Origin of the sequence: Actinomyces sp. HMSC075C01, from assembly GCF_001812965.1 — a bacterium.
GTDB classification, from domain to species: Bacteria; Actinomycetota; Actinomycetes; order Actinomycetales; family Actinomycetaceae; genus Actinomyces; species Actinomyces acetigenes.
Map to the genome: position 1 here is coordinate 17,159 of NZ_KV810952.1, position 13,906 is coordinate 31,064.

Below are 13,906 nucleotides of genomic sequence, written 5' to 3' on the forward strand. Positions count from 1 at the left end.
ACAGCCGCCCTGCTCGCGGGCGAATCTCCGGGATGCTGCTGCTACAGCCCCGTCAGCCGATTCCGATGATAGGGGCCGGCAGCGGTGAGCCGGAGCCGTCGCGCCGCTCGTCGGGCTCCGGCAGCGCGACCGGTTTGCCGCCCTCGCGCAGCGCCCGCGGCGGGGCCACCCCCACCCAGGCCACCACCAGCTCGTCCTCACCGCGCAGGAAACGGTGAGAGCGGACCCCGCCCGTGGCCCGTCCCTTCGCCGGGTAACGATCCAACGGGGTGACCTTGACACTGCCTCCTCCGGTGCCCGGAAGCGAGCCCTCGGAGCCCGCCACCGTCACCACGACGGCCTCGGCCAGGAGCTCCTCAGGAACCGCCGCACCGGCGATAACCCGGGCGCCCTCATGCAGCGAGATCCCCGCCATCCCACCGGCACCCCGGCCCTGCGGACGCACCTTGGCGGCCTGGAACCGCAGCAGCTGGGCGTCGGAGGTCACCAGGGCCAGGAAGTCCGTGTCCGCGGCGGTGCCCGCGAAGACCACCCGGTCGCCCTCGGACAGGGAGATGACTTCCCAGCTCTCAGCGTTCCTGGGCTCGTCGCCGGGCTTGACCCGCTTGATGACGCCCTCAGCCGTGGCCAGGACGATGGGAGGGTTGTCGGCCGACCCCACCGGGACCAGCCCCACCACCTTCTCCTCCGGCTCGATGTCCACCAGCTGGCGAACCTGAGTCGCACCGGCCAGCCCCAGGGCCCCCTCGGTGCGGGGCACCTCCGTGGTGGAGACGACGTCGAGCAGCACGAGCCGTCCGGTGTCGGTGACCGCGCCGATGCGCCCACGCGCCGTGGTGGCCACCTGGGAGGTCAGGGCGTCGTGGGGCTGGCGCCCGCCGGTGCGGGCCACCGGCTCGGCGCCGGGGGTGCGCGCCACCAGTCCGGTGGCCGACAGCATCACCCGGCACGGGGCGTCGGGGACGGTCAGCGGCACCGGGGAGGCGCTGGGCATGAGCGTCATCGGCTGAGCGGGGGCACCGGCCGGCTTCGCACCCCCACCTGAGGCGGAGGCGTCGTCCGCAGTCGCGGCGACGGCGGCCGACGACGTCACGCGCTCACCGGAGGCCTCCAGCAGTACCGTGCGCCGCGGGGTGCCGAACTGCTCGGCCACGGCCGCCAGCTCCCGGGAGACCACGCGCCGCAGTAGCGCGTCGTCGGCCAGGATCGCCTCGAGGGACTCAATCTCCCGGGCGAGCTCGTCGCGCTCCTTCTCCAGCTCGATGACCGAGAACTTCGTGAGCCGGCGCAGCTGGAGCTCCAGGATGTAGCCGGCCTGCGGCTCGGTGAGGTCGAAGACCTGCATGAGCCGGGTGCGCGCCGTGGCGGCGTCGTCGGAGGAGCGGATGACGGCGATGACCTCGTCGATGTCGAGGATGGCGATGAGCAGGCCGTCCACCAGGTGGGCGCGCTCGCGACGCTTGCCCAGACGGAACCGGGTGCGCCGGGTGACCACCGTGAGGCGGTGACGCACGAACACCTCCAGCAGCTCGCGCAGCCCCAGGGTGTGGGGCTGACCGTCCACGAGGGAGACGTTGTTGATGCCGAAGGAGTCCTCCAGCGGAGTGTGCTTGTAGAGCTGGGCCAGGACGGCCTCGGGGTTGTAACCGTTCTTGACGCTGATGACCAGGCGGGTTCCGTGCCTGCGGTCGGTGAGGTCGGCGACGTCGGTGATGCCCTGGAGCTTCTTGGAGCCCACCGCCTCCTTGACGCGGGCGATGACCTTCTCCGGTCCCACCATGTAGGGCAGCTCGGTGACCACGATGCCCTTGCGGCGCGGTGAGATGGACTCCACGTGAGCGGTGGCCCGCGTGAGGAACTTGCCCCGCCCCGTGCGGTAGGCCTCCCGGATCCCGTCCAGACCCACGATCATGCCACCGGCGGGCAGGTCCGGCCCCGGCACGAAGGCCATGATCTCCTCCAGGCTCGCCTCGGGGTGAGTCAGCAGGTGCCGGGCGGCGGCCACCACCTCCACGAGGTTGTGCGGCGGCATGTTCGTGGCCATGCCCACTGCGATGCCCGCCGCACCGTTGACCAGCAGGTTCGGGAAGGCCGCCGGCAGCACCTCGGGCTCGGTGAGCGTGTAGTCGTAGTTGGGGGTGAAGTCGACCGTGTCCTCATCCAGGTCCGCCGTCAGCGCCAGGGCAGAGGCGGCCAGGCGAGCCTCGGTGTAACGGGGGGCCGCCGGGCCGTCGTCCAGGGAGCCGAAGTTTCCGTGGCCGTCGATGAGCGGCAGGCGCATCGTGAAGGGCTGGGCCAGGCGTACCAGCGCCTCGTAGATCGCGGTGTCCCCGTGGGGGTGGAGCCGACCCATGACATCGCCCACGACCCGGGAGGACTTCACGTGCGGACGATCCGGGCGCAGCCCCATGCGATCCATCTGGAACAGGATGCGGCGCTGAACCGGCTTGAGCCCGTCGCGGGCGTCGGGCAGGGCGCGCGCGTAGATGACGGAGTAGGCGTACTCCAGGAAGCTGGTGCGCATCTCCGTGGACAGATCGAGGTCGACGATCTCCCCGTCGGTCGGGGGAGGAGTCCGGGTGGTGGCAGACTTCGGCATGGGCGCATTCTCCGAGGAATCGGGCCGAAAACAAACCACGACACCCGGGCGTGACAGGTCAGACGCACCCGCCGGCAGCAATCGGCCCGCCTCGAGCAAGGGCATACCGACGCTCGACGACGAAGGGGCGGACGATGGCACAATGGCGACCATGACGACCCACTCAGGCCGCGGCTCGGCCGCCGGTCCCACCTCGCGCGAGGCGTCGCAGGAGGCCTTCGCAGACCTGGTGCAGCAGGTGGAGCTCGCCGGCTACTACCCCGAGCTGGTGCTCGACACCCTCCGCCTGGCTGTGGGCGAGGAGGAGATCCTCTCCGGCATGGTCCAGGCCGAGACCACCTTCGCCGAGGCGGTCCACCGTCACCTGACCGTTCTGGCCCTGACCCCCAGCCGCCTCATCATCGTCCACGTTGACGACACCCCCGGTGACGACGGCAGCCCCGGTGCCCTGGCCACCAGCGAGGCCGTTCCGCTCAGCCGTATCCGCTCCATGGCCCTGACCCGTGGCGTGGTCGACCCGGCCCAGGGCGGCGGAACCCTCACCGAGATGACGATCGCGATCTCCTGGGGCTCGGTGCGCCGTATCGACATGGAGCCGGCCACCTGCGGTGACCCCGACTGCCAGGCCGACCACGGCATGACCGGCGTGTCCGTTCCCGACGACGTCGTCATCCGCGTGGCCGCGGGCGTGGAGGGCGCTGCCGCCCTGGCCCGTGCCGAGACCTTCGCCGGCCGGCTCTCCCAGATGGCGGCTCGCGCCGCCACCCTGTGACGGGGCCGGTCATGGGAACCCGGAGCGCCAGCGGGCAGCCCGCATCGGCTCCTGTCCCGGACTGCCCGCAGGATCCGGCGCTTCGTTACGTCCTGGCGGTCGGCGCTGTCAGCGCCGGACTGTTCCTGGCTGACACCGGGCATGACGGCAATATCGACGTCAGCCCCACCGGTGAATCCACTGAGCCAGTCGTCTGCGACGCCCGGGCCCGCGCGGTCGCCCACAGCTGGGGGATCGAGCCGGCCGGTGAGCCCGGGCAATCCGGTGGTCCGGGAACCGTCGTCGTCCTCGTGGACGGGCTGGGCCTGGAGATGCTCCGTCAGCGTCGTGGACACACCCCCACCTTGCGTCGGTGGCTGGCACAGCGCGAGACCGCACCTGTCGGCACCGGTGCAGGAATCCTCACCTGCCGGCCCTCGACGACGGCTGCGGCCCTGACCATGCTGGGCACCTCCGCCTTGCCCGGCACCACCGGCATGGTCGGCTACTCGGTGCTCAACCCCCGCCTGGGGCCCGCTCTTGGCCCCTCCGCCGTCCCCGGCCCCGACCAGGTCCTCAGCCTCATCACCTGGAAGGGCGACAACGTCCCCAGCCCCAGGTCCTGGCAGGACGTGCCCACGATCTTCGAACGGCTTCCGGCTGGGAGCGCGGTGAGCATCGGGCCGACCCGCTTCGCCGGCTCCGGCCTGACCGAGGCCGCCCTACGAGGCGCCTCACACCTGGGAGCCGACCGGCTGGAGGACCGGCCGGGTCTGGCCGCCGGCGCCCTGCGCCGCGGCACCCCGCTGGTCTACCTCTACGTCGGCGAGCTGGACAAGACCGGTCACAAGCACGGGTGGCTCAGCGAGCAGTGGCTGGCCCAGCTCGAGCGCCTCGACGCCGCCATGGCCGAGCTGGTCCGCCGCGTCCCCGCCGGAACCAGGATCCTCCTCAGCGCCGACCACGGCATGGTCGACACCGATCCCGACCACCGCATCGACCTGAGCGCCCACCGTGAGCTCGTCCGCGACGTCGTCGCCGTGGCCGGTGAGCCCAGGCTGACGCACCTGCATGTCGCTTGCGGCGACGCGGACCTCGCCGCCGAGGTGGCTCAGCGCTACCGCCACGTTCTGGGGGAGCGGGCGATGTGGATCGGGACCAGGGAGCAGACCGGCGAGCACCTGGGCGCCCTCGGAGCGCGAGCACGAGGCGTCGTCGGCGACGTCGTCGTGGCCATGGCCGAGAACTGGGTCCTCGTGGACCCCCGGGTCCACTCCGAGTCTGCCATCGCCATGCCAGGCGTCCACGGCTCCTTCACCCCGGCCGAGACCGAGGTGCCGCTGCTCATCACCGAGGCCTGAGGTCCCGGTCCCGGCTACTCGGGCCTGGCGCCGAAGACGATCTCGTCCCAGGAGGGCACGGAGCGCCGTGAGCGACGGCGGGACTTCTTCTTGGCCGGAGGTGTCCTGGGCATGTCGGGCAGGGGCTCCTGCGTACCGGCCGCAGAGGCGGCCGACGGGCCGGGAGAGGCCTTGGCCAGGACCTCGGAGCGCGAGGGCATGGGGATCTCCGGCACCGGCTCAGTGGGACTGTCCGCCCCCAACGGTGCCCGACGTCCCACGGGAATGCGCTCCACCGCGGGGCTCGGAGCCGACGGCGCCGCCGAGGGGGCGCTGGAGGCCGTCACCAGCCTGGTGCCGGCCGGGTGGTTGCCGGTGTGCAGGCGCCTGCGCTCCGACATCGAGTAGACCTGCGCGCTCAGGCCCTCGGCCTGCTCCAAGGACTCATCGGTGGCCCTGGCACCGGCCTCGGCGCGGCGCCCCTCCATGCCCCGGGCCGGGGGTGAGGGGACCTCAGGGCTCTCGGGGCTGCTGGTGTAGTCGATGCCGTGAGGGTCGGTGAAGGCGTCCTCGTCGCCGTTCCCCGCTCCCGCGAAGCCGCTCAGCTCGTCGTCCTGGGGCATCTCCATCTCGACGCGCCGGCCCCGGCTGGAGGCCAGGTCGGCCAGCAGCGCATCAGTGTCATCGGCCGACATGGCGCCACTGGTGGGGCGACCGTACTCCCGAACCGGAAGCATCCCGGCGGGCATCTCGACGGCCAGCCCGGTGGACTCGCCGGAGGCCGCAGCCGGGGCGGAGGCGGCCGAGACCGCGCCGCTGGCAGCTGAGCCCGCAGCCGCGGGGGAGTTCCCCGACTGCGCCGACGGCGCTGAGGCGGAGGCTCCAGGAGCCTTCGAGTCCTGGTCGAAGACGGCCGGGCGCTTAGCCCCCGCTCCGGCCTCGGTGAGCCAGCGCGCCTCATCGTCCAGGGCGTGAACCGCGCGAGCCGTCAGGTCCAGTGACCAGCGCGCCTGCTTCTCCTCGGCGGACTGCACGAAGGTCACCATGATGAGCCAGGGGTCGCGGCCCTCGCGCAGCGCGTCCCACTCCAGGCTGGAAGGGTCGACACCGCGTGTGGCCAGCCGGTCCACCACCAGCTCGCCGAGCAGGGGGGAGTCCTTCTCCCAGCCGATCCGGCAGGACTGGGCCTGCGAGACGGCCCACTGGCGCTCGGCGAGTACCGGCCCCTCGAAACGGCGCACGTGCTCCACGTCCATACCCGTGCTGATCGCGACCTCGGCGGCGGTCGCGCCGGCGCGCATGTAGGCCTGGAGCTGCCGGGGGCGCAGGGGCGCCGGCGCCCCTGCGACCGTCCCCGACGGGGGCAGGATCGCTCCGCGGTCACGGCGCACCGCGGCCCTGAGGGCGTCGTCGACGACGATGCTGTAGCGCTCGCCGTCCTCGTCGGTCATGACAATCGTGTCACCGTTGGCACCCAGCAGCTCGAGCTCGACCATGGGTGGGGCCTCCTTCATCCCGTGTCAGCACTATATGCTCCACTGTGCTCCACAGCCTGCCATCCGCAGGCGCCGAGCCGTGGGAGGCGCAGCGGTGTGCCACATGTGAAGCAGGTGTGAATACCCTCGTGAAAACCCTCGGGGCGGACGCACTGAAAGCGAATCGTGTTCCTTCGTCGGGCGATTTGGCTTGACGGGCCACCTGGCGGTGCTATTGTGCGCGTGCCTTCTGGGACGGGGGCGCTGAATCGTCGGCACGACGCCGGTGCGCGTGCACGGCTCGACTCCCGCCTTGCGAAGGTCACCCGAGAGCCGTCGACAGAAAGAGTGACGAGGCCATGGCGACCGACTACGACGCCCCGCGCAAGAATGATGACGAGCCCGAGGCCGATTCCATCGAAGAGCTGACCTCGCGGCAGAAGGACCAGTCATCCGCCGCGATCGAGGAGGACGAGAACGAGGCCGCCGAGGGCTTTGAGCTTCCCGGGGCGGACCTGTCCCGTGAGGAGCTGAGCGTTCACGTGGTTCCTCAGCTCGAGGACGAGTTCACCTGCTCGGAGTGCTTCCTCGTTCATCACCGCAGCCAGCTGGCCTTCGTCGACGAGGCGACCGGTCTTCCGGTGTGCGCAGACTGCGCCGGCTGATGTTCCCACCCAACTCAGGAGATCCCCATGGGACTGTTCTCGCGCCGTCGTGACGACGCAACCACCGATTCTGACGAGTCCACCCTCGGGCGCGACCCCGGCAGCGACGACCCCGACGAGGCCGCTGCCTCCGGCCCCTGGGACCTCAATGAGCTTCCCGAGGACCAGGAGGAGGTGCCCCGCATCGACCTGGGCGCGCTGCAGGTCCCGGCCGTTGACGGGATGCAGCTGCGTCTGGAGCAGGCGCCCGACGGTACCGTCACCGCCGTTGTCCTGGCGCTGGGTGGCTCGGCGCTCGAGCTGCGGGCCTTTGCCGCGCCGCGCACCGCGGGCATCTGGGACGAGCTGCGCGGTGACATCGCCAACGAGCTCGCTGGAAACGGTGCCCGTTACGAGGAGAGCCACGGGGAGCACGGTACCGAGCTGGTCGCTCACCTGCCCATGCGCGGGCCCGACGGCACGATGGTGACCGGCACGATCCGGTTCCTGGGGATCGACGGCCCCCGCTGGTTCCTGCGCGGCGTCCTCCAGGGACCGGCCGCCTCCGCCGAGCACTCCGCTCAGGCGCTGCGGGAGGTACTGCGCGGAATCGTCGTCGTCCGCGACGGCCAGGCCCGTCCGCCCCGCGAGATCCTGCCCCTGCACGCGCCCGGAGCCGTGACCGGCCCCGAGGCCGAGGAGCTGCCCGGCATCGACCCGCTGGCGCCCGGCCCGACCATCTCCGAAGTGCGTTAAATGGGGGCGCTGTCGGCCTGGGTGAAGCGGCTCCACGAATCGCTGCACACCAGTCGCGAGCTCCTCGAGGCCGAGGACGAGGAGCGCTCCGCCAGCCGGCGGGGCACCGATCCGATCGGCTCGCTGACCTCGCGTCAGCGGACCCGTGTCTCCGGTGTGCTGCAGGCGGTCACCTACCGCTCGAGCCAGGACAAGCCCATCCTCGTCGGGCAGCTCTACGACGGCACCGGCAGCATCGACCTGGTGTGGTGGGGCCGGCGACGCATCCCCGGCATCAAGCCGGGGGTCCATCTCCTCGCCGAGGGGCGGGTCGCCGACGGCACCCACCGCCAGCAGATCCACAACCCCGCCTATCGCCTGCTGGGGCCGGGGCAGTAACAACCGGCAGCCACCTGCGGGAAGGACCATCGAATGAGCAGCCGTTCCACGGGAACCACCCGTACGGGCCTGGGAGCCATCGACTCCGAGCGCTTCGACGCCATGGCCGCCGTGGGCGGGTGGCGCGGCATCCTCGAGTCGGTCGTGCCTACTCTCATGTTCGTCCTGGTCATGGCGGTGCGGCCCACCGCACTGGTGGCGGCGCTGATCGCCTCCCTGGCTATCAGCGCCATCTGCCTCGTGGCCCGCCTGGTGCAGCGCCAGTCTCCGGTTCAGGTCGTCGGCGGGGTCGTGCTGGTCCTGGTTTCGGCCCTGTGGGCCTGGCGCAGCGGCGACGCCTCCAACTTCTACGCCACCGGTCTCATGATCAACGCGGCCTGGCTGGTCGCCTGCCTGGTCTCCCTGCTCATCGGCTGGCCGATCGTGGGCGCCCTCATGACGCTGTGGCATCGCGTCACCGACGAGTCCGACCGCAGTGATGAGGACAGCGGCGCGAGCAAGGACTCGGGCAGCGCCCAGGCGCCGCAGGCCGACGACGATCCCGCCGCACGACCCTCGGCCTGGCGCACCGAGCCGGCCCTGCGCCTTGTCCGGCGCCGCTACCACGCAGGCACCTGGGTCCTGACGCTCATGTTCGCCCTGCGGCTCGTCGTCGAGGTGCCCCTCTACCTGGCCGGCGCCCAGGCCGTGTCCTACCTCGGGGTGGCCCGCCTCATCCTGGGCGTGCCGCTGTATGCCGTGACCCTGTGGTTCATCTGGCTGCTGGTGGCCCCCAGCCGGATCGCCCAGGCCCAGGCTCTTGCTCAGCGGTAGCGCCGCTCAGCGTCACGTGAAGATGAGGGGCAGCTCCTTCAGACTGGACTCTCCCTCCCGAGCCGTGAGGAAGATGAGCTCATCGCCGCGCTCGAAGCGCTCGTCGCGGTCCGGTGTGATGGGGCGGTAGTCGCGCAGGATCGCCGCCAGCACCGTGTGGGGCGGCAGCTCGATGTCGGTGACGAGCTCGCCGATGACCGGTGAGTCCTCCGGCAGGGTCAGCTCGTGCATGGAGGCGCCCGACTGGTGGAAGTGGAAGATGCTCACCAGGCTGCCGACACTGACGGCCTCCTCCACCAGGGCCGTCATGAAACGCGGGGTCGACACGGCCACGTCCACACCCCAGGTCTCATCAAAGAGCCACTCGCTCTTGGGATTGTTGACGCGCGCGACCGTGCGGGGAACCCCGTACTCGGTCTTGGCCAGCAGGGAGATGACCAGGTTGGCCTTGTCATCCCCGGTGGCGGCCACAATGACGTCGCAGGTCTCGGCCCCGGCGCGCTCCAGGGCATCGATGTCGCAGGCGTCGGCCAGCTGCCAGTCGGCCTGCGGGACCGAGGCGATGCGCATGGCCTCGGTGGAACGGTCGACGAGGGTGACCTCGTGGCCGTGGCTGATGAGCTCGCGGGCGATGGAACGGCCCACGGATCCGGCTCCGGCAATCACGATCTGCATGGCTCAGGCCTCCTGGGTCGGGGCGTGTGACAGGGCTCGGCGGACCTGACCGATACGGTCGGTGCTCACCGCCAGGTGCAGCCGGTCGTGCTCCTGGATGACGGTGACGGCCTCGGGCAGCAGCGCCGTGGCATCACGCGAGATCCAGGCCACCCGCACCCTCAGTCGGTCCTCCAGGGCCCCGATCGTCGTACCGACCCACTGCGGGGAGGCGCTGGGCTGGATGAGAGCCACCGTGCCCGAGGGATCCTCGAGCTCGCGGGCGCTGGAGCTCGGCAGGATGCGGCGCATCATCTGGTCGGCCGTCTGACGCACGGTGGCCACTGTGGGGATGCCCAGGCGCTCGTAGACGTCGGCTCGCCGCGAGTCGTAGATCCGGGCGACGACGTTGTCCACGCCGAAGCTCTCCCGGGCCACGCGCGCAGCCACGATGTTGGAGTTGTCCCCGTTGGAGACGGCCACGAAGGCGTAGGCCTCGTCGATGCCCGCCTGCTCCAGGGCGTCGCGGTCGTAACCGACCCCTTTGACCTTGCGGCCGTTGAAGTCCGAGGGCAGGCGGCGGAAGGAGTCCGAGGAGCGGTCAATGACGGACACCGAGTGTCCCATACGGTCGAGCTGAACAGCCATGGACGCTCCGACGCGGCCACAGCCCATGATGACGAAGTGCACGAGGAAGACGGTACTCCGTTGTCGGGCCAGGGACGTAACATCTGGAGACGTGCGTGACTTCGCAGACCGCATCAAGCGGCTTCTCGTCGGCCGTCCTGTCCCCAGCGGAGCTCTGGGGGAGACGCTCCTGCCCAAGAGGATCGCCCTTCCGGTATTCGCCTCCGACGCCCTGTCGTCCGTGGGCTACGCCCCCGATGAGGTGCTCATCACCCTGGCCGTGGCCGGCGTCGCCGCGATCTCCCTGTCCCCGTGGGTCGCCCTGGCCGTCGTCGGCGTCCTGGTCGTGGTCGTGGCCTCCTACCGCCAGACTGTCCACGCCTATCCCTCGGGCGGCGGCGACTACGAGGTGGTCTCGGCCAACCTCGGCTCCCACGCCGGTCTCCTGGTGGCCTCGGCCCTGCTGAGTGACTATGTCCTGACCGTCGCGGTCTCGGTGTCCTCGGGCACCTCCTACCTCGCGGCCGCCCTGCCCGCCCTGGTCCCCTACAAGGTGGAGATCGCCGTCGCGGTCGTCACCGTCCTGGCTGTGCTCAACATGCGCGGCTCGCGCGAGTCGGGCCGGGCCTTTGCCATTCCCACCTACCTGTACATGGGTGTCATCGGCATTATGGCCGTCGTCGGCTTCATCCAGGAGCTGACCGGGACCCTTGGGCGGGCCGAGTCCGCCGGCTTCGACGTCGTCACCCACGCCGGCTGGGAGCAGGGCCTGACTGGCCTGGCCGGAGGCTTCCTGGTCCTGCGGGCCTTCTCCTCGGGGTGCGCGGCCCTGACCGGTGTGGAGGCGATCTCCAACGGCGTGCCCAGCTTCCAGCGCCCCAAGTCCCGCAACGCCGCCACCACGCTGCTGCTCCTGGGTGGAATCGCCGCGCTGATGCTCATGAGCGTCATCCACCTGGCCGGCGCCGTCGGCGTGCGCATGGTGGAGGATCCGGCCCACCAGCTTCTGCGCAACGGCGTCCCGGTCGGGGACAGCTATCACCAGGACCCCGCGATCGGACAGATCGCCGCGACCGTCTTCTCCGGCTTCCGCCCGATGTTCTACCTGGTCGCCACCGTCACCGGGCTGATTCTGGTCCTGGCCGCCAACACCGCCTTCAACGGGTTCCCGGTCCTGGCCAGCGTCCTGGCCCGTGACGAGTTCCTGCCCCGCCAGCTCTCCCAGCGCGGCGACCGCCTGGCCTTCTCCAACGGCATCATCGTCCTGTGGCTGGGGGCTGTGGCCTTCCTTATCGGCTTCGAGGCCAACACGACCCGCCTCATCCAGCTCTACATCGTGGGCGTGTTCATCTCCTTCACGCTCTCCCAGGTGGGCATGGTGCGTCACTGGACGCGCGAGCTGACCATCGCCACCGAGCCGCGGGCCCGCTCACGCATGTACCGCGCCCGCATCATTAACTCCATCGGCGTGCTGGGCACCGGGACGGTCCTGGTCATCGTTCTGCTCACCAAGCTCACCCGAGGAGCCTGGATCACCCTGACGATCATGGCGCTGCTCTACCTGGTGATGAACCGGATCCGCCGCCACTACCGCAGAGTCAGCGAGGAAGTGGCCATCTCCGACCTCCACGACGCCCGCGTCCTGCCGGCCCACGTCCACGCCATCGTCCTGGCCTCCCGCCTTCACCAGCCCACGCTGCGGGCCCTGACCTACGCCCAGTCGACCCACCCCACCGTCCTGGAGGCCCTGACGGTGGACACCGGTGACGGCGGCGCCGAGCGCCTCCTGGACGCCTGGGAGGAGGCCGACATCGCCGTGCCCCTGACGGTCCTGGACTCCCCCTACCGGGACATCACCCGCCCGGTCATCAACTATGTGCGCTCGGTGCGCCGTGAGTCCCCCCGCGACCTCGTCGTCGTCTTCCTGCCCGAGTACATCGTGCGCCACTGGTGGGAGCAGATCCTCCACAACCAGACCGCCCTGCGCCTCAAGACCGTCCTGCTGTTCACCCCCGGCGTCGTCGTGGCCTCCGTGCCCTGGCAGCTGGGACTGCCCGGACAGCGGCACATCCACCACGGTGTGCGCGCCCGCACCGCTGAGGGCATCATTGACGCCGACGTCGCCATGCGCCGTCACGTCGACAGCCACCTCAGCCACCTCGACCAGCACAGCAGCTCCAGCACTGGCGGCGTCGATGCAGACCCCCAGGAGAATCGATGACCTCCCAGCCCAGCAGGATCGGAGAACAGCCCGCCCCCAGCCGTGGCGAGCCGCGCGAGCTGACCCTGGCGGTGGGGGCGCCGGCACACGGCGGACACTGCGTGGCCCGCCCCGTGGACGATCCGGGCGGTCGGGTCATCTTCGTGCGCCACGCCCTGCCCGGTGAGACGGTGCGGGCCCGCCTGACCGAGATGACCTCGCGGACCTGGCGTGCCGACGCCGTTGAGATCCTCCAGGCCTCCCCGGACCGCGTCGAGTCCGTCTGGCCCGAGGCCGGCCCAGCGGGCGTGGGTGGGGGAGAGCTCGCCCACGTGGCCCTGGACGCCCAGCGCACCTGGAAGCGCTGGGTCCTGGCCGACTGCCTGCGCCGGATCGGTGGGCAGGAGGTGGCCGACGCCGTCGCCGCCCTGCCCGAGGCCTCCGGCGCAGCCGCAGTGCCGGTCGAGCCCATGCCCACTGACGCCGCGGCTCAGGCCTCCAGCAGCGCCCGCCGGCGCGCCCTGGCCGGAACCGCCACCCGCACCCGCATCAGCCTGACGGTCAGCGAGGACGGCAGGCCCGGCATGCACGCCTTCCGCTCCGGGACGGTCCTGCCCCTGCGCCGCCTGCCCTTGGCAGTTGGCGCCATCACCGAGATCGGACTGCTGGAGCGCTCCCGCTGGCGCGCCCACTACCGGCCCGGCATGCGCATCGAGGCCATCGCCCCCAGCGGCGGTGAGCCCGTCGTCCTGCTCGACGAGCGGCTCCTGACCGCCCAGGCCCGCAGCACCGGACGGCGCCGAGTCCGGGAGGTCGTGGACGCCTCCGCACTAGGACTGGGGGAGCTGACCTACTCCGTTCACGCCGAGGGCTTCTGGCAGGTGCACGTCGACGCCCCACGGGTGCTGGTCGAGCGCGTCGTGCGAGGCGCTCTGGGGGAGGACCTCGAAGGCGCCGCGGGCAGTCGCGTCCTGGAGCTCTACTCGGGGGCCGGCCTGTTCACCCTGCCGCTGGCCGCCCTGGTGGGGGACGGTGGTCAGGTCCTGTCCCTGGAGGGCAATGAGCAGGCAGTTCGCGACGCCCGCCGCACACTGCACGACCACCCCGCCGCACGCCTGGCGTCGGGCCGTGTGAGCGCCCGCTCGGTGCGCGAGCTCGCCGGCTCCTTCAAAGGCGGCCGCCCCGACGTCGTCGTCCTCGATCCGCCGAGGCAGGGGGCCGGGCGCGAGGTCGTCGAGGCCGTCGGCGCCCTGGGGGCCGAGCGGATCGTCCTGGTGGCCTGCGACCCGGCGGCCCTGGCCCGGGACCTGGGAACCCTCCTGCGAACCGGCTACGCGCTGGGCTCTATGAGTGCTCTGGACATGTTCCCGCACACTCACCACTTCGAGACGATCGCGGTGCTTGACAGAGTCTGAAGTCATGGAGATGGGCCCCAGTCCGTGAAGGACTGGGGCCCATCTCATGCTCCGGGAAGGAGCCTAGTCAGCCGACGATGGTCACGATGCGCGACGACGGACTGCCAGGATCACATATCCCGTCACCAGGAATGCAGCCATGGCTGCGATGACTGGCATGACGTTCGAGCCGGTGCTCGCCAGGTTGCTGCTATTCGATGGTGTGCTGGCCGATGTGCCGGGCGTGGGCTCCTCGGTGGGGGTCGGCGTCGGCG

The 13,906-nt window shown here is 71.0% G+C and carries 12 protein-coding genes; 8 read left to right on the forward strand and 4 right to left on the reverse strand.

Translation table 11 applies throughout. The features are described from left to right. Positions 1-52: 52 nt before the first annotated feature. Positions 53-2,599 carry a DNA gyrase/topoisomerase IV subunit A gene (locus tag HMPREF2883_RS02160; RefSeq protein ID WP_070658757.1) on the reverse strand — a complete coding sequence of 849 codons (2,547 nt, stop codon included), beginning with the start codon at positions 2,597-2,599 and terminating at the stop codon, positions 53-55. Between the two features lie 151 nt (positions 2,600-2,750). Between HMPREF2883_RS02160 and HMPREF2883_RS02165 the strand changes: the two genes are divergently transcribed. Continuing rightward, the gene (locus tag HMPREF2883_RS02165; protein ID WP_070658775.1) at positions 2,751-3,371 is read left to right on the forward strand and encodes a DUF5998 family protein; all 621 of its coding nucleotides are present in this window, start codon (positions 2,751-2,753) and stop codon (positions 3,369-3,371) included. Positions 3,372-3,382: 11 nt separating this feature from the next. After that, the gene (locus HMPREF2883_RS02170) at positions 3,383-4,711 is read left to right on the forward strand and encodes an alkaline phosphatase family protein (RefSeq protein ID WP_141759002.1); all 1,329 of its coding nucleotides are present in this window, start codon (positions 3,383-3,385) and stop codon (positions 4,709-4,711) included. A gap of 14 nt (positions 4,712-4,725) precedes the next feature. On the opposite strand, the gene sepH is transcribed toward HMPREF2883_RS02170, so the two are convergent. Then, entirely contained in the window at positions 4,726-6,204 is a 1,479-nt protein-coding gene (sepH, locus tag HMPREF2883_RS02175; protein ID WP_070658758.1) for a septation protein SepH, read from the reverse strand. 320 nt (positions 6,205-6,524) lie between these two features. Between sepH and HMPREF2883_RS02180 the strand changes: the two genes are divergently transcribed. Genes HMPREF2883_RS02180 through HMPREF2883_RS02195 form a run of 4 tightly spaced genes read left to right on the forward strand, consistent with a single transcriptional unit; the run spans position 6,525 to position 8,756 of the window. Next, a complete protein-coding gene (locus HMPREF2883_RS02180) occupies positions 6,525-6,830 on the forward strand; it encodes a DUF4193 domain-containing protein (RefSeq protein ID WP_004565030.1) in 306 nt (101 codons plus the stop codon). A gap of 27 nt (positions 6,831-6,857) precedes the next feature. Next, positions 6,858-7,565 carry a DUF3710 domain-containing protein gene (locus HMPREF2883_RS02185; protein WP_070658760.1) on the forward strand — a complete coding sequence of 236 codons (708 nt, stop codon included), beginning with the start codon at positions 6,858-6,860 and terminating at the stop codon, positions 7,563-7,565. Next, positions 7,566-7,943 carry an OB-fold nucleic acid binding domain-containing protein gene (locus tag HMPREF2883_RS02190; RefSeq protein ID WP_070658762.1) on the forward strand — a complete coding sequence of 126 codons (378 nt, stop codon included), beginning with the start codon at positions 7,566-7,568 and terminating at the stop codon, positions 7,941-7,943. It begins immediately after the preceding gene. 33 nt (positions 7,944-7,976) lie between these two features. Beyond that, complete coding sequence (locus HMPREF2883_RS02195; RefSeq protein ID WP_070658763.1) at positions 7,977-8,756, forward strand: DUF3159 domain-containing protein; 780 nt, start codon at positions 7,977-7,979, stop codon at positions 8,754-8,756. Positions 8,757-8,768: 12 nt separating this feature from the next. Here the strand turns inward: HMPREF2883_RS02195 and HMPREF2883_RS02200 are convergent, their stop codons facing one another. Both HMPREF2883_RS02200 and HMPREF2883_RS02205 read right to left on the reverse strand, forming a co-directional pair. After that, positions 8,769-9,431 (reverse strand): potassium channel family protein, encoded by a 663-nt coding sequence (locus tag HMPREF2883_RS02200; RefSeq protein WP_004565026.1) that lies wholly within the window; start codon positions 9,429-9,431, stop codon positions 8,769-8,771. 3 nt (positions 9,432-9,434) lie between these two features. After that, positions 9,435-10,058 (reverse strand): potassium channel family protein, encoded by a 624-nt coding sequence (locus tag HMPREF2883_RS02205; RefSeq protein ID WP_256277292.1) that lies wholly within the window; start codon positions 10,056-10,058, stop codon positions 9,435-9,437. 91 nt (positions 10,059-10,149) lie between these two features. On the opposite strand from HMPREF2883_RS02205, the gene HMPREF2883_RS02210 reads away from it, so the two are divergent. Next, positions 10,150-12,258, forward strand: coding sequence for an APC family permease (locus HMPREF2883_RS02210; RefSeq protein ID WP_070658767.1), 2,109 nt, complete (start codon positions 10,150-10,152; stop codon positions 12,256-12,258). After that, positions 12,255-13,652: a class I SAM-dependent RNA methyltransferase gene (locus HMPREF2883_RS02215; RefSeq protein ID WP_070658769.1), complete on the forward strand. Its 1,398-nt coding sequence runs from the start codon at positions 12,255-12,257 to the stop codon at positions 13,650-13,652. The genes HMPREF2883_RS02210 and HMPREF2883_RS02215 overlap by 4 nt, the downstream gene beginning before the upstream one ends. The last annotated feature ends 254 nt before the right edge of the window (positions 13,653-13,906 follow it).